Source organism: Alteromonas sp. KUL49 (assembly GCF_006538345.1).
Classification (GTDB): domain Bacteria; phylum Pseudomonadota; class Gammaproteobacteria; order Enterobacterales; family Alteromonadaceae; genus Alteromonas.
In genome coordinates this window covers 95,759-114,908 of the sequence record NZ_BJKL01000002.1, presented here as the reverse complement: position 1 = coordinate 114,908, position 19,150 = coordinate 95,759, and the positions used below count along the sequence as shown (strand labels likewise).

16 protein-coding genes and 1 pseudogene are annotated in these 19,150 nt (G+C 45.0%); 14 read left to right on the top strand and 3 right to left on the bottom strand.

Annotated elements, in window-relative coordinates; translation table 11 throughout:
- Window positions 1–233 precede the first annotated feature (233 nt).
- From EYS00_RS03760 to EYS00_RS03745, 4 genes are all read left to right on the top strand, one after another.
- Entirely contained in the window at window positions 234–3,917 is a 3,684-nt protein-coding gene (locus tag EYS00_RS03760; protein ID WP_130635232.1) for an ATP-binding protein, read from the top strand.
- A 1-nt stretch (window position 3,918) separates the two neighbouring features.
- Window positions 3,919–4,554 carry a hypothetical protein gene (locus tag EYS00_RS03755; protein ID WP_130635231.1) on the top strand — a complete coding sequence of 212 codons (636 nt, stop codon included), beginning with the start codon at window positions 3,919–3,921 and terminating at the stop codon, window positions 4,552–4,554.
- Window positions 4,551–5,771, top strand: a complete 1,221-nt coding sequence (locus tag EYS00_RS03750) for a phosphoenolpyruvate carboxylase (protein ID WP_130635230.1) — start codon at window positions 4,551–4,553, stop codon at window positions 5,769–5,771. The genes EYS00_RS03755 and EYS00_RS03750 overlap by 4 nt, the downstream gene beginning before the upstream one ends.
- A gap of 178 nt (window positions 5,772–5,949) precedes the next feature.
- Entirely contained in the window at window positions 5,950–6,351 is a 402-nt protein-coding gene (locus EYS00_RS03745; protein ID WP_130635229.1) for a TerB family tellurite resistance protein, read from the top strand.
- A gap of 55 nt (window positions 6,352–6,406) precedes the next feature.
- Here the strand turns inward: EYS00_RS03745 and EYS00_RS03740 are convergent.
- The 3 genes and pseudogenes from EYS00_RS03740 to EYS00_RS03730 form a co-directional block, all read right to left on the bottom strand.
- A pseudogene (locus EYS00_RS03740) lies at window positions 6,407–9,515 on the bottom strand (efflux RND transporter permease subunit).
- Complete coding sequence (locus EYS00_RS03735; protein ID WP_130635228.1) at window positions 9,515–10,558, bottom strand: efflux RND transporter periplasmic adaptor subunit; 1,044 nt, start codon at window positions 10,556–10,558, stop codon at window positions 9,515–9,517. Before EYS00_RS03735 ends, EYS00_RS03740 begins: the two are co-directional and overlap by 1 nt.
- Before the next feature lie 119 nt (window positions 10,559–10,677).
- The gene (locus EYS00_RS03730; RefSeq protein WP_130635227.1) at window positions 10,678–12,432 is read right to left on the bottom strand and encodes an ABC transporter transmembrane domain-containing protein; all 1,755 of its coding nucleotides are present in this window, start codon (window positions 12,430–12,432) and stop codon (window positions 10,678–10,680) included.
- A gap of 224 nt (window positions 12,433–12,656) precedes the next feature.
- On the opposite strand from EYS00_RS03730, the gene rpsP reads away from it, so the two are divergent.
- From rpsP to EYS00_RS03680, 10 genes are all read left to right on the top strand, one after another.
- Window positions 12,657–12,908 (top strand): 30S ribosomal protein S16, encoded by a 252-nt coding sequence (rpsP, locus tag EYS00_RS03725; protein WP_130635226.1) that lies wholly within the window; start codon window positions 12,657–12,659, stop codon window positions 12,906–12,908.
- Between the two features lie 24 nt (window positions 12,909–12,932).
- A complete protein-coding gene (gene rimM / locus EYS00_RS03720) occupies window positions 12,933–13,454 on the top strand; it encodes a ribosome maturation factor RimM (RefSeq protein WP_130635225.1) in 522 nt (173 codons plus the stop codon).
- Window positions 13,455–14,216, top strand: a complete 762-nt coding sequence (trmD, locus tag EYS00_RS03715) for a tRNA (guanosine(37)-N1)-methyltransferase TrmD (RefSeq protein ID WP_130635224.1) — start codon at window positions 13,455–13,457, stop codon at window positions 14,214–14,216.
- Window positions 14,217–14,234: 18 nt separating this feature from the next.
- Entirely contained in the window at window positions 14,235–14,594 is a 360-nt protein-coding gene (gene rplS, locus EYS00_RS03710; protein ID WP_130635581.1) for a 50S ribosomal protein L19, read from the top strand.
- A gap of 213 nt (window positions 14,595–14,807) precedes the next feature.
- On the top strand, window positions 14,808–15,443 hold the full coding sequence (locus EYS00_RS03705) for a DUF5343 domain-containing protein (protein ID WP_130635223.1): 636 nt from the start codon (window positions 14,808–14,810) through the stop codon (window positions 15,441–15,443).
- Entirely contained in the window at window positions 15,436–16,023 is a 588-nt protein-coding gene (locus tag EYS00_RS03700) for a Swt1 family HEPN domain-containing protein (RefSeq protein WP_207301678.1), read from the top strand. Before EYS00_RS03705 ends, EYS00_RS03700 begins: the two co-directional genes overlap by 8 nt.
- Window positions 16,024–16,087: 64 nt before the next feature.
- Window positions 16,088–16,507, top strand: coding sequence for a hypothetical protein (locus EYS00_RS03695; RefSeq protein WP_130635222.1), 420 nt, complete (start codon window positions 16,088–16,090; stop codon window positions 16,505–16,507).
- A gap of 453 nt (window positions 16,508–16,960) precedes the next feature.
- Window positions 16,961–18,052 carry a hypothetical protein gene (locus EYS00_RS03690; protein WP_130635221.1) on the top strand — a complete coding sequence of 364 codons (1,092 nt, stop codon included), beginning with the start codon at window positions 16,961–16,963 and terminating at the stop codon, window positions 18,050–18,052.
- 54 nt (window positions 18,053–18,106) lie between these two features.
- Window positions 18,107–18,541 (top strand): hypothetical protein, encoded by a 435-nt coding sequence (locus tag EYS00_RS03685; RefSeq protein ID WP_130635220.1) that lies wholly within the window; start codon window positions 18,107–18,109, stop codon window positions 18,539–18,541.
- A gap of 98 nt (window positions 18,542–18,639) precedes the next feature.
- Complete coding sequence (locus EYS00_RS03680) at window positions 18,640–19,137, top strand: hypothetical protein (protein ID WP_130635219.1); 498 nt, start codon at window positions 18,640–18,642, stop codon at window positions 19,135–19,137.
- Window positions 19,138–19,150 lie beyond the last annotated feature (13 nt).

Below are 19,150 nucleotides of genomic sequence, written 5' to 3'. Positions count from 1 at the left end.
CTTCTTGTCTTCGGAATAAAGAGTAAAAGAATGGGCGACTTGTGGTTAATCACTGTATGCCAATGACTATTCAAAACACGACAACTCGCACTTTGTTACCGAACATCGGTTTTTTTGCACTTATTACTTGCCACGCAGTGCAACCTTTAGCAAATCGTAATAAACTGAGCGGCTATTCGCGCTAATAAGACACACACGCTTTATCAAGTGTGCTAGATACAAACAGGAAGAATATGGCTGGTTTAAATCGCATCATCCTTATTGACACTCATTTACCGGGTGTTGTGGAGTTGAAGCTTGATGGTCACACCAATATTTGTGGTACCAACGCCTCGGGTAAAACTACGTTACAACGCTTAATACCGGTGTTTTACGGTGAATATCCAAGCCGGGTAGTTCCCGCAACCCGAGACAGTTTTGAACGCTGGTACTTGCCCCGTACTTCTAGCTTTATTATTTACGAATACACCCGAGCAGAAGGGGATTTATGTCAGGTAGTACTAAGCTCAAATGGCACGGGCGTAAACTACCGTCTAGTGGGTAAGCCTTTCGATTTAGACGATTACCTGATTAAGCAAAAAAGCGGTAAGCACGTCAGCGTATCTAGTGCGGAACTAGCTCGTGCCATGAAGCGCAATGATATTCTCGTCAGTAATATTCTGAATACCAAAGATTTTCGCGCGATTATTCAAAATGATTTAGGTGTGTTAAACCAGAGTAGTTCAGCGCGAGAGCTACTGGGATATGCCAAAGTATTTAGTGTGTGTGAGTCTGGTAAGCACATGCGTCATATCGAGAAACTAGCAAAAGCGGTGCACTCAAAAGAAGGCAAGATGGAAACCATCAAAGCCATGATTGCCGCTATTCTAGAAGAAGATGGTGTAACGCCGCCTACGTCAAATTTGAGTCGTCACAGAGTTGATGATTGGATCAAAGAATGCCAGTTAATTAAACAGTTCGACAAAATACGCCCTGAGTTTTCCAAGCTAGAGCAAGCCGATATGGCGTTGACTTCACTGGAAGCTGAACTTAGTCAGCTCAAACACGATTTTGAATTGGACAAGTCTTACTTATCAGCCCATTTAGAGTCGACTAAGCAGGCGTTGGACAACAATCAGTTCGAGCGAAAACAGGCTGACAGCCAATGGTACGATAGTCGTGATCATTTGAATCAGGTTATTTCCTCTGCCCGCGCCGATGTTGACAAATTCACTACTGAACTCGACACCGTAGAGCAAGAGTTTGAGCAATGGCAATCTGAAGATATCGAGCAGTTAAAAGAAGATGTAGAAAACCTTGCCCAATGGCAACGAGATGCTGAAATTGCCGAAAGTCGCTATCACCTTTTGACTGAAAAGCACCAAGATATTGAATCGGCCTTTAACCGCCGTGCCGCAGAACTTAGTGATAGCTTAGGACAAACGCTTGAGTTGTTGTCGGAAAGAAAAGCAGAAGCCGCTGAGCAGAAAGCCCAACAGCAGCGTGAAGAAAGCGAGAGTATTACCCAAATTCAACGTGATTTCGCCGCTCAGTTGAATGATGTGAAAGCTGCTCATCAAGATGCGCTGAGTGAACTTAAAGTGAAAGAAGCTGAGCTTCAGTCTGCGTTGAATAACGCCGGATACAATGAGTTTGAACAATCGCAACTTGACCTGCTAGACGCTGCTATTAGAGATGCATCGGTTAATGAAGATGCTGCCCGTAGCGAACTACGGAAAGCCAATCAGGCGCATAGCAAACTGGTACAACAGCGTTTAGAGGCGTCTAACGCCCTCGATAAAGCAAGAGCGCGCTATCAAAAGGAAGACGTTGAAGTTGAAAAAATCAACGGCCTTTTGTACCCCGGTGAAGGTTCGCTATTAGAATTCTTGCGCAAAAACGTAGATGACTGGGAGCATACGCTGGGTAAGGTGCTGCATCCTGATTTACTCGACCGCACCGACTTAAAGCCGAGCAAAAAAGACGAGGGTACCTCATTGATGGGGGTTGAACTTGCCCTTTCTATGATTGATACCCCACGCTATGCGCAAACCGAAACTGAGTTAAAGCAAAAACTCAGTGATGCCCAGCAGCGTCAGGCTGAAGCCCTTGAGGCACAAAACACCTGTGAAACGACCTTGGCAAAAGCCAATGAGGAAGTGCGCAATGCAGAGCTTGTAGTTACGCAAAAAGATAACGGCGTTAAAAGTGCTGAAGCGACCCGTAAGCGTACACAGCAAGACAGAGACACAGTACTCAGCGAGTATCAGCAAGCCTTGTCTGCCCGTAAAAAGTCGACCAGAACAAAGTTAGACGGAATTAAGCAGAGTCAAAAACAAGCCGCTACTCAGTTTGCTGCAAGTGTTGATGAGATCAAAGATCAGCAGCGAGAAGCGGAAACTGAGCACCGTTTTCACTGGCAACAGTTGTTGAGTGATACCGACAGCAGAATCGAAAAAATTGACCAAGACATCAAGCACGCTAAAGACAGTGCAGCGTCAGATCGTCAAGAAATGAACCAATGGTTAGAGAACGAGTTAAATCAACGGGGTGTTGACGTTGATGAAATCGGTCAGTTAAAGCGTCAGATCAACGAATTAAAAGCGTCTATCAATCGCACCGAAAAACACCGACACAAAGTGAGCGACTACGAGCGCTGGTACAATACGGTGTTCATGTCACAAAAAGTGATATGGCAAGAAGGCTTAACCAAAGCTCGCAAATCATTGGGTGATGCTGAGCGTAGCCTTGCTGAAAAGCAGTCGAGTTACAAAACACTGCGAGAAACACTACTAGAGCAACACGCAGAACTTGAATCATCGCTTAAGCAAACCAAAGAGCATTTAGAGCAGGTGACGTCGCTGAGCAAGTCGTTAAGCAAGATTCGACTGAAAGCGCCTGATGAAACCAAAGCCCAGTTGAGCCAAGACGCAGTAAGTATTGGTCAGCGTATTTCACAGGTTCAAAGTCAGCTACAAGAGCGAGAGCAGTTACTCAGTGATGTGCGTGCCTACGTTGAACGCTTCGATCAGTTAATTGCGGCACAGGCTGGTACGGGCTTGTCAGATACGTGGGAGAGAGCACGAGAAGAGTGTGCGACCACAAACGCCAATGGTATCAAGTCTATTGACCACCGCCGAATGGTGACTCACCTTTCTCAGCTGCTAAACGTTATTGTTCCACAGAAACTCCAAGGGCTTCGTGAGCAAGGGCGTATTTTTGGTGCAGACTTGTCTCAGTACTATTTTGTATTGGCTGATATCGACAAGCGAATAGCCTCACAAAGTCGACGTATCACCAAAGAGGTTGACGGTGAACTGTTCCTCGATGGTGTGTCTGACTCTGCAGTCAAGATACGCTCCCGCATTAGCGAGCTGGAATTCTGGCCAGAGCTAGAACAGTTCAGAAAACACTACGAATTGTGGATTGAGAGTGGCGCAAATGAGTTGCCACAGGAAGAGTACGGCGTAAGTATGCGTACTGTATTGGATATTCTTGGCCGTGCCGCGCTCACTGGCGGTATCAGTAAGCTACTGGATATTGAACTGCACTTAAAAGAGGGCAACAGCGACCTAACTATTAGGACGGACCGCCAGCTCAATGAGTCGTCGAGTCACGGTATGGCTTACTTGATTTTGTGTAAGTTCTTGCTTGCCTTTACTCGTTTATTACGTGGTGATGAAAAGGCCACCATACACTGGCCTATTGATGAACTGGGTACGCTTCACCAAAGCAACGTTAAGAAGATATTTGACGCGTGTCAGAATAATAACATTAGCGTGGTGGGCGCATTCCCTAACCCAGAGTCAGATGTACTGACATTGTTTGAGAACCGTTACCTCATTGACAAAGTGTCTCGTCAATTACAAGTGGTTCAACCAAAATCTAGCGCCATCGCCGAGCGATTAAAAGCGCGTCAGCTCGCTGAGGAGAAATAATATGATGACGGAACAAGGTCAAGTACTTAGCGCGTTGTTGGAAGGCAAGTTCATTTGTCAGGTATCGGATGAAATGTCGTGGCGTTTTTTGAAAGCTAACGACAATGCAGCCCAGCTAGAGCCCCATTTAAACTTACTTAATCGCACCCTTTCGACTACGGCAGAAGGCGATGTATTTTTTGCCAGTTACCTCACTATTGGTGAAGCCGAGCGTAAAATTCTGATTCAACAGTTTCAGGAAACCACCTCTTATTTGGTGCCGCTGGTGGAGTGGTTGCTTTTGGTTCAACAGGCCAATGAGTCTGATATGCCCGTGACAATGGGCAATGCCATTCGCTTGAATGAGCTACTCACCACCATCGAAGACACACCTGCGTATACCGAGCAACTTGAAAAAATATCGCGCTACAAGATGTTTGGCTCAGCCAGTGTATCGGCCGACGGCCAGTTAAAGCAGGTGTTTAAGCGGTTGTGTGATTTGGGCTACTTAATCAAGCCTAACCCAGACAAGCAGATTTATTTGGCCACTGGCCGCGTAGAACACTTGTACGAGATGATCCGCTTTATTGACGAAACCGAGGCGCTGAGCCTTGCCGAACAGGCCGACGCCGCTATTCAGCAAGGTAGCTTGATATGAGTCAGGTATTGTTGCAGGCGGGGAGTCGATTACTCAACGCGTTAGGGCGACACAGCGACCTGATCATGCAGGCGTATATTAACGGGTCGGTGTCTGCGCGGGAATACAGCCCCAAAGTATTAGAACAGCTAGTGCAGCTTGGCGTGTTGTGGCGGCCTGAGGCACAAAGTGATCTGCGCCTTAAAAGCGCAGTGCGAACCTTGCTCGAAGGTAGCTTACAGGATGAGCGAAACCGCAATATCAACACCAACATTGGTGCGGCTATCGCAAGCCTTAAAACTCTCACTGAGCATTACAAAGAAGCGCTCCATCACCAGCGTTACAACGACGCCACGGCATATATGAGTGACCTTACTGAACATGCGTATCAGTTGTCTGAAACCCTTTCCAACAGTGTAAGGGTAATGTTCAGTCGTATTAACAACGAATTTGGCTATGTGTCGTCGGTTGAGGCGAAAATTCGTGAAAATGAACTGGCTCAGGAACAAGTAACTGACCTACTGGGCCAGCTAGAGTGTTTCCGATTTGACGAATTAAGTGAATTAGCAGGTTCAAATCGCGAACTTCGTCACTTACTTGTTGTCTCACTTCAGCAACGTTTCTCATTGGCGGCACAAGAGCTGTCGGTGGTGCAAGCACGATTACTTGATTTACTTGGGCGATTCAGAGAGTTCAGAGGGCGTACCCGCTTACTTAAAGGGTTTTTGCTTCACATGGAGCAACACCCAGATTTTACTCCTGGCAATTACCCTAATCTAACCCAAGTACCCGTGCTGTTTAATCAGTCACGCAGTGTAATTAAACCTGCGGTTTCAAATGTGAACAACGTTGAACATGAGGCTGATTATCACGCAATTGTTGGGGCGTTAAACTATGTGCACAAGCAACATAAAGCGCCAGAAGAGCAGGTTGAATCGCAAGAAATTAGTGTTACTGAACAAGCGAGTGTGACGTTAGAGAAAGACCCGCTTCATCAAGCGGTAGAGGCTTACTTTGTTGATGTGATTGACTCTGGGCAAGCAAAAACTGCGTTGGAGTATTATCACGAACACGAGCTTAGTTTTGACCCTGAAGTGTGGATCTATCAAGTGATTGGTGGTTACCAAGGGCTTGATGAAGAGGACAAACAGTTCTTTGCGCTAGATGCGCAGGGAAGCAACGATACGCGCTTTACAGGTAACTTTTACATTAACGACGTAACCTTGGGGCTGAGGTAACAGGCTAGCGGGTAGTTTTTGTAAGTATAGATTTCAGTACATAGGTATGATTTTAAAGTTGCGATCTTCTTAGGCGATTCTTTACAAAGTGTTAACATTGCGCCGATGTAATCTTGAATTTAGCATTACTGGCCACATGTTTTTCCTGTCACTTTTGAATAGTATTAAGGGGCGAATAATGGAACTATCAGAACAACAAGGCTTTAACCAAGCGTTAATCAAATTATCTGTGTTGCTGTATCAGGTCGACGGTACAGTCTCTTTATCCGAACAAGATTATCTCAATGATGTGGTTGACACTCTGGACTGGCAAAGCCCAATTTGCCCAGAGGCGTTTTTAAACGACACGATTTATCAAACTCGACAGGCCATTGATGCGGGTGACAGTGCAAACTTTATGCGTCAGTTAAAAGACGATTTAGTGTTTGATGCCAACAAAACTCTTGAAGTTGCTATGGGTATCACTGGAATAGACGGTGAGCGCAGTGAGAAAGAAACAGAACTATTGTCGCTACTAACCCATAAGTTGCTGGCTAAAGAGCTTGTGAATACTGGAGCAACGCAAGAGCCTACGGCGTAGCGTTGGCAAAGATGAATATGAAAAGGCCTCTCTAGCGATAGAGAGGCCTTTTTCGTTATACCTGAGAAGACGCCTCTTTCATTTCTCGTTCAAGGCGCTTACTTTCGTCAGCTCTAGGTTTGGTAAATCGTGCTAGGGCTAAATACAACACCGGGGTGAGGTACAAGGTAAATACCACCGCAATACCTAAGCCACCGAAAACCACCCAGCCAATAGCGTTTCTGGCTTCTGCTCCTGCACCGGTAGATAAAATCAATGGTAGGCCGCCCAATATGGTAGACACCAAGGTCATCATGATCGGGCGTAAACGTACCTTACCTGCCTCAACGATAGCGTCGTAAACACTCATGCCTTTGTCGCGAAGTTGGTCGGCAAATTCGATAAGTAAAATCGCGTTTTTAGCAAGCAGGCCAATAAGCATCACAAGACCAATCTGCGAATAAATATTGATGCTGGTGCTGGTTAAGTACAAGGCATAAATTGCTGCGGCAATACCAAAAGGTACGGTTAGCATAACAACCACTGCACTGTTCACACTCTCAAATTGTGCAGCAAGTACTAGCAGTACAATCAAGAATGCCAATAGATAGGTCATCGCCACCTGTCGAGAGGTTTCTTCATAGGTTTGCGCTTCACCTAGGAAAATCAAGCCGATACCTTGAGGGAGGGTATCGTTGCCTAATGCACGAATGTTGTCCACTACTTCGCTAATGGGAGTATCTTCTGGTAGCTCCATTTCAACTTTAATCGCTCTGCGCTGGGCTTGACGTTCAAGTTCGGCGGCAACGCCTTCCTCGGTAATATATGCCACACTCGACAAAGGTACTAAGCTTCCAGAACGGCTCTTCACGTATAGGCTCGTAATATCTGACGGATTGATAGTACTGCGACTATTAGTTTGCAAAATAATGGGAACCGCTTGGTCACCCACGTTCAAATCGGCAATGTCGTCGCCATTCACCGCCGCCCTTAGAGTACGAGCAATATCATTAAGCGGCACGCCAAGTTCTTCGGCGCGACGTCTGTCGATATTGACCCGCATTTGTGGCTGCGTAGGATCATAACTGATACGAGCTCGACCTAGCTCTGGCATAGTGGCCTCTAGCTCTCTTGCAAATGCAGTTGCTGCTTCAAAGATCTTTGGATAGGTTTCGCCCGTTAGCGCAATTTCTAAACCGCCACCTTGGCCGCGCAAGTTCAAGCTGTTGCCACCCCACGCATTACCTGGAGCACCGGGAATTTGTTGAAGCCGAGGGCGAATTTCGTTAGCGACTTCCTGAAGTGATTTGTCTCTTTCATCCCAGTGTTTTAATGGCGCGGTAATAAATACAATATTCGGGTCCCACTGACCTACAACGGTATAAATGGAGTCAACCGTGCCGTCCTCGACGTAGGGCATTAGCATGGCTTCCATCTTTTCCGCTTGCCTGTCCATAAAGTTAATGCCGGCACCATCAGGGCCTCGGGCAAAGATACGTAAGGTACCTCGGTCTTCGCTGGGGAGCAGCTGATTGTCGATGTTTTGAGCGAGCAAATACGCACCGCCGCCCGCAGCTAAACTTAACACGCCCACAAGCCAGGCGTATTTGAGTGACTTAACCAATGAACGCTGGTACAGCGACAAACATACATGGCCGAAACGACCAAAGGTACGACTGAACAAGCTTGCTTTGTCTGCGTTTGTTTTTACCGGCAAACGGGCAGTTAATGCCGGTACCAAAGACAACGCCACAAACGAGGATATGATGACTGCTCCAGCTAAAACACCGCCAAATTCACGGAATAGTCGCCCTGCGGTAGATGGCAAAAAGGCGATAGGAATAAATACCGATGCTAACACTGCGGTAGTGGCTACTACCGCAAAAAAATACTTCTCGAGTACCAACAACGGCAGCTGCTCGTGCGCCTAGGCCCATGGCTCTGCGTCGTTGAATGTTTTCAGAGACCACAATGGCATCGTCGACAATCATGCCAGTGGCAAGTACCAGAGCAAGCAGCGTGAGTATATTGATTGAAAATCCCATTCCCCAAATAATGGCAAGGGCGCCTGCCAGTGATACGGGAATAGAGAGCGCAGGAACAATAGTGGCTCGCCACGAGCCAATAAACACCAGCAGGGTAACGATAACAAGCGCGACGGTTAAGCTCAGTGACACCACAACTTCTGATACAGAGTCACGGATAAATTCTGCGTCGTCTGCGGTCACCACAATGTCCAACTCAGGAAAGCGCTTTTGAAGGTCTTTTACCGAGGCTAATACCTCGTCAGAGATTTCAATGGTGTTTGAACTGGCTTGACGGATCACGCCTAAACCAATGACCGGACGGCCATCTAGACGAACCATACTCGACGTATCCGCCGGGCCGAAATACACGCTGGCAACATCGTTAATACGCACATCACCCGTAACTACTATGTTGCCCACATCTTCTGCTGATACCGAAGTCGCGTCAGCGCGAACAATCAGTGCTTGGTCAGCGGATTGAATGCTCCCCGCAGGCACATCAAAAGGCGCAAGCTGTAATGCGTTGGCGATGTCTGTCATCGACAAGCCAAAGCTTGTTAGGCGAAGAGGATCGATAGATACACGCAGTACCCGCGCTCTGTCACCACGCAAGTTAACATCGGCAACCCCAGGAATACTCAAAAATAGGGGCGCTAAATCGGTTTCAACCCGCTCTGTGAGTGTTTCCATGTCTAAGCTTTCGCTCGACACGGCTAAGCTCACCACTGCTTGCGCATCATTGTCGGCGCGAATTATCGCCAGGTTTTCCACTTCATTAGGCAGCTGGCGTTGTACACGACTCACAGACTCGCGGGTTTCATTAGCGGCATCTTCAAGGTTTACACCGGGCCTAAACTCAACGCGAACGCGAGCAAAGTTTTCCTCACTTTGGGCATAAATGTTTTTAACACCACTCACCCTAGCCACCGCGCCTTCCAATCGGCTGGTAACTTCCGCATCTACCGTTTCCGGTGACGCACCAGGGTAGTTAGCGGTTACTGTCACTCTTGGCGTGTCTACATCGGGAAGCTCTCGAACCTCTAAGCCGTAAAGCGCCGACAAACCAGCAATGGCAATAAGCAAGTTGAGTACAACAATAAGTACGGGGCGTCTTATTGCCGTTGAGGGGAGGTCATTAGTTACTTCGGTATTATCCATTAGTTAGCGACTCCCGCTAATGCTGTGGTCACTTCTTGGCCATTTCTTAAACGCTGTACACCCTCGGCAATTAGCGTGTCGCCTTCACTCACATCGCCAGTGATCAGTATTCTACCGCGCAGGCGTTGATGCACGTTTACGTCTACACGTTTAGCTTTGCCATTCTCAGACAACCAAATATAAGCACCTTGTGCGCCCCACAGTAGTGAAGCCTCTGGCACTGCGGCATAGCGTTCACCTTCTACACTTAGGTTCACTCTAAAGCTCATACCAGGGCGATAGCTGTCTGCACTGTTGTCAAGCACGGCGCGAGCGCGAACGGTTCTGTCTTCTTCATTAACACGACTGTCTACTTGTGCAATTTGTGCCTCAAGTGATACTTGTCGATTGGTCCAGGGCTCTAATGTGACTACAGGGTTATTCATTAGCACGGCCATGGACGATTCTGGCGCACGAAAATTAATGAAGAGTTTGTCTCTGTTATCAAGGGTAGTAACAATGGTTTGCGCGGTGATGCGGTCGCCAACTTCGATATCGGTAAGCCCAACAATACCGCTGAAAGGGGCGACGACTTTTCTGTCATCTAAATCTGCTTGCGCTTCTTCAAGGGCAACTTCAGCTAGCTCGTGCTGCGTACGGGCTAAATCCAGCTCATTAACTGGAATAGCACCTTTTTCAAAGCTCTCTGTTAAACGTGAAAGGGTACGTTGGGTTTCTTTTAATTCAAGCTCTGCGCGTTTTACTGCCACTCGCTGGCGTCTGTCATCCAATCTAACTAGCACTTGGCCCGCTTCAACCATATCACCGGGGGTAAAGTTAATCTCGGTAACTTCATCAGACACCGCTGGGTAAAGCACAACAGAGTTAACGGCCTCGGCACTACCCACGGCTTCGACATATCTTGTTTCATTTAAAAAGGTAACTGGAGTGGTAACAACTAACTTAGCAGTGTTACGATCAAAGGACTGGGCAAAAGCGCCTTGCGATAAGGCCGTCAATGCAACAACGCCAACAAGTAGGTTGCGAGATATTTTTTTTATCATTTTGTGTCCGTTACGTTTTGGTTTTACACCAAAAAGCAGCTCAATCACCCTATTATTGAGCTGCCTAGTGCAAATAAATACGACTTATACTTTTGGATACGTATAGCAACACACACGGATTAGCTTAGCAATTGCAGTTCAGCGTACTCTCGGTACAAGGTATCGCTTTTCATCAATTCTGAATGTCTTCCAACCGCTACAACTTTCCCAGACTCCATAACCACTATGTTATCCACGTGTTTTACGGTGGCCAAACGGTGAGCGATCACAATGCAGGTTTTGCCTTCCATTAGAGTATTCATGGCTTTTTGCACCATATTCTCGCTCATAGCATCAAGGGCGCTGGTTGCCTCATCTAGTAGAAGAATAGGGCGGTTGGCGAGAATGGCTCGGGCTATGGCAATGCGCTGCTTTTGCCCTCCCGACAGTTTAACGCCACGCTCACCGAGTTGGGTGTGATAGCCGTCGCTGAGCTTTTCAATGAAATCATGGGCATAGGCGAGTTTTGCAGCCTCAATAATGTCTGCCTCCGTCGCATTGGGGGTGCCATAGCGAATATTGTCGATCACCGAGGTGGCAAAAATAACTGGCTCTTGAGTCACAATTGCAATGTGCTTTCTGAGTAAATCCAGCGGCATTTCAGCAATATCAACGTTGTTAAAGCGGATTTGCCCTTTGCTCGTATTGTAAAAGCGCATGAGCAACTGAAATATCGTGGATTTACCCGCGCCACTGGGACCTACCAAGGCTATGGTTTCACCGGCGGGAATATCGAGGGTCATATCATCAAACAGCAGATTGCTTTCATCGTAGCCAAACGACACATGATCAAAATGCACGCTGGGCGCATTAATGGCTGTGTTTGCCGAGACTTCACCATCATCAGAAATGTCTGGTGAGGTATTTAATAGTTCAAACAAGCGCTCGCTAGCTCCTACGCCTCGCTGTACTTCACCAATAACCTCACTAATGGTGGCAACGCTGCTGCCCGCCATAATGGCGTAAAATAAGAAGGCTGATAGTTCACCCACGGTAAGACTGCCACTTAATACCTGACGTGCGCCTACCCAGAAGATCAAGGTAATCGATGCCATACTCAGCAGCATAATGCAGCCAATCAGCAAACTACGGTAATGAATGCGTTTAGCTGCCACTGACATGGTGTTTTCAACGTTCTGATTAAACTGGGTTCGCTCGGTGTCTTCAGCGTTATAAGCTTGCACAGTCATGATTTCATGCAGTGACTGGTCGATATGTGCCCCAATGTCCGCGACACTGTCCTGACTGGCTTTCGCAAACTTTCGCACTTTGGGGGCGAGTACCTTAATAGGAATAAGTACGGCAGGTACGGCAATCAAAACACACAAAGTAAGAATTGGGCTGGCGATGCCCATTAAAATCAAGGCACCAATAAAAGTAACAAACGAGCGCAACGTCATTGATAGGCTCATACCGACCACAGTTTGAATAATCGTGGTGTCGCTAGTGAAACGAGAGATAACCTCGCCGGTGCGAAGCTCTGCGAAAAATGACGGGGGGAGTGACAATAAGTGTGAAAACACTTGTGAGCGAATATCGGCACTTACGCGCTCGCCAAGCCAGCTCATTAAATAAAATCGGATGTAAGTGGCAACACAGGCGACAAAGGTAACCGCAAGTATCATAGTGGTGGCGGTATTTAACTCGTCGGTAGACGCGGCAATAAAACCACTGTCTATCGCATATTTAATGCCTTGGCCTAGCATTAGCCAAGCACCTGCCGCTACGAAAAGCGCGACAATAGCACCCACAGTTTTTAATGCGTATTTAGATAGATGAGAGCCTATCCAGCCCAATACTTGTCTAGTGGAAACCTGTGAGTTGCTATGCGCCAAAAGAACCTCGAAGTCATGACTACTTATGATACATAGCTACATTTGCGCAAAGTGACAAAATTCAAGGTACTAAATTAGTATTTAACTGGTCTATAAATCGCATTTCTACTTGCAATCAAAAGCCATATCCGTATAATTCGGCGGCCTTCTATCAGGTGCTTGTTTTTTCAACACCAAAAGAGGGCTTAAGTTAACGGTAACGCTACAACGAGTTTGAGGCATTTATGGTTACTATTCGTTTACAGCGTGGTGGCGCGAAAAAGCGTCCTTTTTATCAACTAGTGGTGGCAGATAGCCGTCGTGCAAGAAACGGTCGTTTCATTGAAAACGTTGGTTTCTTCAACCCAACTGCACAAGGTCAAGCAGAGCGTTTACGCGTTGACCTAGAGCGTGTTGATTACTGGGTTGGTGTTGGCGCGAGCTTATCTGAGCGCGTATCTACCTTGGTAAAAGAAGCTAAGAAAACTGCAGCGTAAGTTGCGATTAACTGGTGGGTATAGATGAGTCATACATCTGACAATGTGATTGTTGGCAAAATTGGCGCGCCGTACGGCGTAAAAGGTTGGGTCAAAATCAACAGCTATACCGAAGTGCCAGAGGGTATTTTTGAGTATGTACCGTGGTTTCTCGGTAGCGAAAAAGAATACCAGATAGACCAGTGGCGACCGCACGGTAAAAGCTTGGTAGCGAAGATCGAAGGTGTTGATAGCCGAGACGATGCAGAACGCATCAAAAATCTCGATATTAGCATTTTAGCTTCGCAACTCCCCGAACTAGGGGAAGAAGGCGTTTACTGGCGAGAGCTTACCGGCATGCAAGTAGTAACAACGCAAGGTTACAACTTGGGTGTGGTAAAAGACGTATTCAACACAGGTGCAAACGACGTAATTCAGGTCAAAGCAAATGTGGGTGATGCGTTTGGTCAAAAAGAAAGATTACTACCTTTTGTATTCGACGATGTCGTTCAAGAGGTAGATAAAGAAGCGAAGGTCATTAAAGTTGACTGGGACCCGGGGTTTTAAGTGACACCGGAAAAGTGGTTCGGGGTTGTTAGCCTGTTTCCAGATATGTTCGCGCCATTCACTCAACAGGGTGTAATTGGAAGAGCTGTTAAGTCTGGCAAACTATCGGTAGACACCTTTAACCCCCGTGACTTTACTACCGACCGTCATCGTACTGTAGATGACCGCCCTTACGGCGGAGGTCCAGGTATGTTGATGATGGTTCAACCGCTTACTGAAGCAATACAAGCTGCCAAGGCTCTTGGTGGCGAAAACAGTAAGGTGATTTACTTATCACCTCAGGGGAAACCCTTAGACCAGCAAGACGTTCAACGTCTTGCCAATATCGACCGCACTATTTTAATTTGCGGGCGGTATGAAGGAATCGACGAGCGCGTTATCGAAAGCCACGTAGATGAAGAAATTTCTATTGGTGATTACGTGTTGAGCGGTGGAGAGCTTCCGGCAATGGTTCTTATGGACGCAGTTGCTAGGTTAGTTCCCGGCGTGTTGGGGCATAAAGCCTCAGCAGTTGAAGATTCTTTCACTGACGGCCTTCTTGATTGCCCGCATTATACGCGGCCAGAAGTGCTCAATGGTCAATCGGTGCCTGAGGTTTTGTTAAGTGGTGACCACGAAAAAATTAGGCAGTGGCGATTAATGCAGTCTTTGGGTAGAACCTGGCAGCGTCGCCCTGAATTGTTAAATCACCTAGCTCTGACTGAGGAGCAGGAGCGTTTACTGGAATTATTCCAAGCGCAACTGCAGCGAGATGACAGTTAACTAGGACGAGAGGATATGATGAGCAAAGTCAGTCAAGATATCATCAAAAAAATCGAAGAAGCACAGCTAAAAGCTGATGTTCCTGCGTTTGGTCCAGGTGACACAGTAGTTGTAAAAGTTCGCGTTACCGAAGGTGACAAAGAGCGTCTTCAGGCTTATGAAGGTGTTGTTATCGCTAAACGTAACCGTGGTCTGCACTCGTCTTTTACCGTGCGTAAAATTTCTAGCGGCGAAGGCGTTGAGCGTGTGTTCCAAACACACAGCCCGGCAGTTTCTTCTATCGAAGTGAAACGTCGCGGTGCGGTTCGTCGTGCTAAGCTTTACTATCTACGTGAGCGTTCAGGTAAGTCTGCACGTATCAAAGAGAAGCTTAACTAAGATTACTAATCCTTGCGTTATTGTTAACTTCGAAAAAGCCCGCTTTATGCGGGCTTTTTTGTGTTTCGGATTTGGTGAGCGGTTGCTTTACTTGTTGTTTATTGGCGTTTTTGTGTAGTAGGGTAGATTATACTAAAAGTTTAGAACATGGCAGAGGGAAGTTTTCCTGATAATTGTATTGTTAGGCTTACATCAAACTCAAGGAGGAATAAAATGTCGTTACCAAGCGTATACACACAGGTGTATGGACAAATACCAGACTTCTTTTCAAAACTTCAAGAAGGGCAAGCGCCAACAACATTTACTCAACAGCACCTCAAAGATATTGGGTTCGCTTCCACAAACCATAGAGCGTTTATTCCCATTTTAAAAGCGCTAGGCTTTTTATCTCCGAGTGGCGCGCCTACAAGTAGATATCTGGCTTACAGAGATAAATCACAGGCTCGCCAAGTAATGGGAGAAGCGATTAAAGATGCATATTCTGATTTATTCCTGATTAAAACCCATCCTAAAGAGGTGGATAAAGAGCTAATCGAGGGTAAATTTAAAAGCACTCATAATGCAAAAGATCGACCAGCTGAGTTGATGGCAAAAACATTTTTTGGTCTTCTTGCACTCGCTGATATCGATCACAGCCCAAAACCACAAAAGGCTCAGACTGAAAAAGAAAGTGAACCGAAAGGGGATGACACTGCAAAACAACCAGTCCCAGAGTTAAAAACTCAAATCCCAATAGAAGGGGTAAACCCAAGCTTACATTATAATATTCAAATTCATCTTCCAGCGACAAAAGATATAGAAGTTTACAACTCAATCTTCAAATCATTGAAGGAACACCTCCTTGGATAACTATAAGAAGGATCTAAGAGATTTTTTGTTTCGAGGGTTGATGTTTGAATCTGAAGCCGGAAATTTCCAGAGAGCAGGAATACAGATCGGAGCAGACTTGAGAGATGCCGATGAACGATTATTGGCGGAACAGATAGCACCTTTTAGTCTCAATAGAAGGAACAATGCATTAGAAATGGCGCGTTTGTATGCTCTTTTGCATTGTTTTGAAAATGAAGTCAGATCATTAATCAGACTTACTTTAGAAGAAAATGAGGGGGTGGACTGGTGGGATAAACTCCCTCAAAAGGTTAAGAAACATGCTGAATCTCGTCAGCAGACTGCTTTCAAAGATTCTTGGCTAGAAGGTGAAAAAGAAGATTTGCTTGGCTTTGTAGATTTTGGGATGCTTGCAGCTATCATAATTGAGAAATGGATGTTTTTCGAAGATATTATGCCATCGCAACACTGGCTGAAACAACGCATGGAAGAACTTGAAAAAGCTCGAAATTTTATAGCGCACAACCGCATGTTACTCCCAAGCGAATTTAGTCGTATTTACATGTATATATCAGATTGGAACAGGGTCATTGGGTTGTAAGCCTAACAAAACGCTGTATGCACCCCAAAGCTAAGTGTTATGCGATCACAAGGAATTTAATGCAATGAAACTAGAAAGAGAATCGCTCTATATAGGTTTTTTAAGTTCTATTTTCGGTGCCTTACTTGGTTCGTTTGCAACAATTACAACATCCGGTTTCGGTTACTTAAATAAAGATAGAGAGCAAGATATAAAGATGATTGAAATTGGTCTCTCTATTCTAAACGGTGAAAATACAGAAAATTCAAAGCCCGCTAGTGACTTCGCCGTTTCGATATTAGAAAAATACGCAGGAGTAGAAATTAAGTATAGAGATCAGTGGGTAGAGAAAGGTGATGTTCCCTACTCGGTTGTTTTAATGTCTTTTAATCCCTTAACTAAGGAACAATCGTTAGAAGTACAAAAATGCTTGCTTGAAGGCTCAGTTGACGCGACCGTAGAAGACTGCAGAGAAAAACTGGGTTATGGGGAGACTGAAATATGAGCTAGTACAAATGAGTAACGCATATAGTTTTCGCATAACAAGTGCTTTAATCAGGACGCTCGCAATCTCGCGCCTATTGCGCGTGCGTTAGGCGGTTGTTCCCTACAAATTCAATTGTTCGTTCATTTGTAATATTCCAACCGAAAAGTTGTTTCGCTAGGTCTTTTAAATCTCGTTGTGCAGCTTTCTCTATTGGTTGTATCAGCTCGTGTTTCCATTTAAGCAGCCGTGTAGCATCTGGCTTTTTGTACAAGGTTGTTTTATTGTTGTTTTATCAATTTTAAATCGGCGTTTTGTTCGGTAAGTGTTGGCAATAGTGTCGCGTACGTTCAGTTGAATGCCTAACAAAACGCTTAAGTCGCAGTCCGCTACGCTATTCCCGCATTGTGCTTTTGCTTCTTAGCTTAGTTTTAGGCTTAACCAAAATAGATATTAATAATTAGGAGGCAAGGTATGGAAAAAATTCTTTCAATTATAGCTATCTTAGTGTCAATGTTAGCTTTCATTTTCGGCGGATATTTTAGCAGTGCTTGGAATAAGGAAGTAACCAAAGCAGACCTTTCGGTGTTAGTCAGAGACATTAGGTATGAGTATCCGCAAGCTAATGATGCTGAGATAAGAATTTCAGCAGATCTGCAGGCTAGAAGCAGTAAGGCTAAGTATTTTCCAACATTGGAGGGCTTTGTTTCCAAAGAGAGATTTTCTGAGTTACTTGAGGAAATAAGAAACATCGAGTCTTCGGCACTTGAGATGCAATATGCGCTAGATCAACTGGATCGAGATAACAGTGACGACAGTGACGCACAAAGAGTATGGGATGATCTTTCAGCAGAAAGCAAGGCCTCTCTATTAAGTATTAGGACAAAAAGAATCATTTTCTCAGCTAGACATCTCACAAGTGATTTGAATTTAGGGGAATTTGTTGACCAACATCTTGAGCAGGATGAGCATGTTGAAGTAGATGATGAATATTTGAGCACACCGGGTGTTAGAGAGTCATTGCGTGGAAGCTTGATGATTGCAGCAAGATTGGAAACTAACGCAACCAAAGAGTTGGTTTTAACAACTATAAAAGAAGATATTAGTGGTCTTAAATTAGCTGCAAGCGAATTTTCGTCTTTTAAAAGTGATGTAGAAGCGGCATTAAATCTTGAAGATGAGGTCTCAAATTCCGTGATTTGGAAGTTTGAAGTTACGATATTTAATGCAGGAGGAGTTCCTAGTTCTTTGCTTCCTATCGGGTCCGCGGCAATTCAAAAGCCCGCGGATGGTAACATTGTTCTAAATCTACGCCCTAATTCGGTTAGTAAATTAATAATTGCTCCAGGTGAAGCACTAAATCTAACGTTATCTTCGGTCGATGTGAATGACCCAATAAGCAAATCACTTTTGGATATGTTTGTAAGTGGTGATAGAGATTTTGTTGTAGTTTTGGCAGAGGTGTCTGGAGAATATGTCGAATCTATAAAGTATAATTTCTCTGATGAAATTGATGACGAAACTAAGAGAAGGTTGGTTGAATTTTCAAAAAAATCAAGTATTTAGAATGGAAGGCTGTGATTGGTTTTCAGCCACAGTGTTTGTTGTTGGGTGGCTTCGATGTTTGGCTTCTTCAAAACAAAAAACTTTGAACCTGATTTTCCAATTTTCGAGTTAGACGAATCACGCGATACTGTGTTTGAAAAACTATCAACTTTCGCTGAAGTGGTAACAGTTTCAAACCCTAGCGAAGACGTCGATTTAGAATACGCTGCAGAAAGTGATATCACGCGAATTAGTATTGGTTTTGTAGGGAATTCAATCTGTTATTTGAATTACTTAACATCAAAGCATAACAGCAATGAAAAACAGAGAGCGAATAAGTTACTTTGGTTTCTAAATCATTATGGCAAGCTAGGAGAGTACGATGAGCCATTGGATACAGGCTATTTATTAGTCTTTAACAATCGCTCAAACCATTTTTCAGTTGTGTTTGGTTTACACAAAGGGCCTGTAAGGATAAACAAACTTAGTCAGGGAAGTCACGATGTTTAATAAACCGATTGAATCACACGTTACATCCGCTGGGATACCTACTCGCTGCGGCTTCGTCATTTGCGCATTCCACTTATGCCCTTAGGGGTACATAGAGAATGTCTAAAATCTTGCTCACTATTTTGTTTATTTTATCTCCCAATGTAATGGGAGATGAATTAGGTTGGGATGTATATCTAAGCGATCATGGTTGGGCAACAATTTCAGGTATACATCATGAAGGTGAACCACTTTTAACATCAATTAAAAGTGTTCCTAAAGAGGTTTGGGTCAAGTACTTTCGTGTTTTTCCTAATGAGGATGATGTTACTTTTCAAAAGGAAATTCACGAGTTTTTAAAAACAAATTACCCTCAATTACACAATGAAGCATTGAATTCAGCGGGTAATGTGCATAATCCTAAAGTCATAGCTTTAAGGATTCCGTTTCAAGAGGCATTAATGGCATCTAGTCTTGTGACCAGAATAAATGCGGCGCTAGAATCAAGATGTGAACGTGTAGTCTCAGCTAGCTATGAGAAATTCACAATAAGAAAAAGCAATGGCAAACCAGTTTACAGTGCTATGGTTTGGCTTAGTACAAATGATTGCACCTAACAATTTGCTCAAG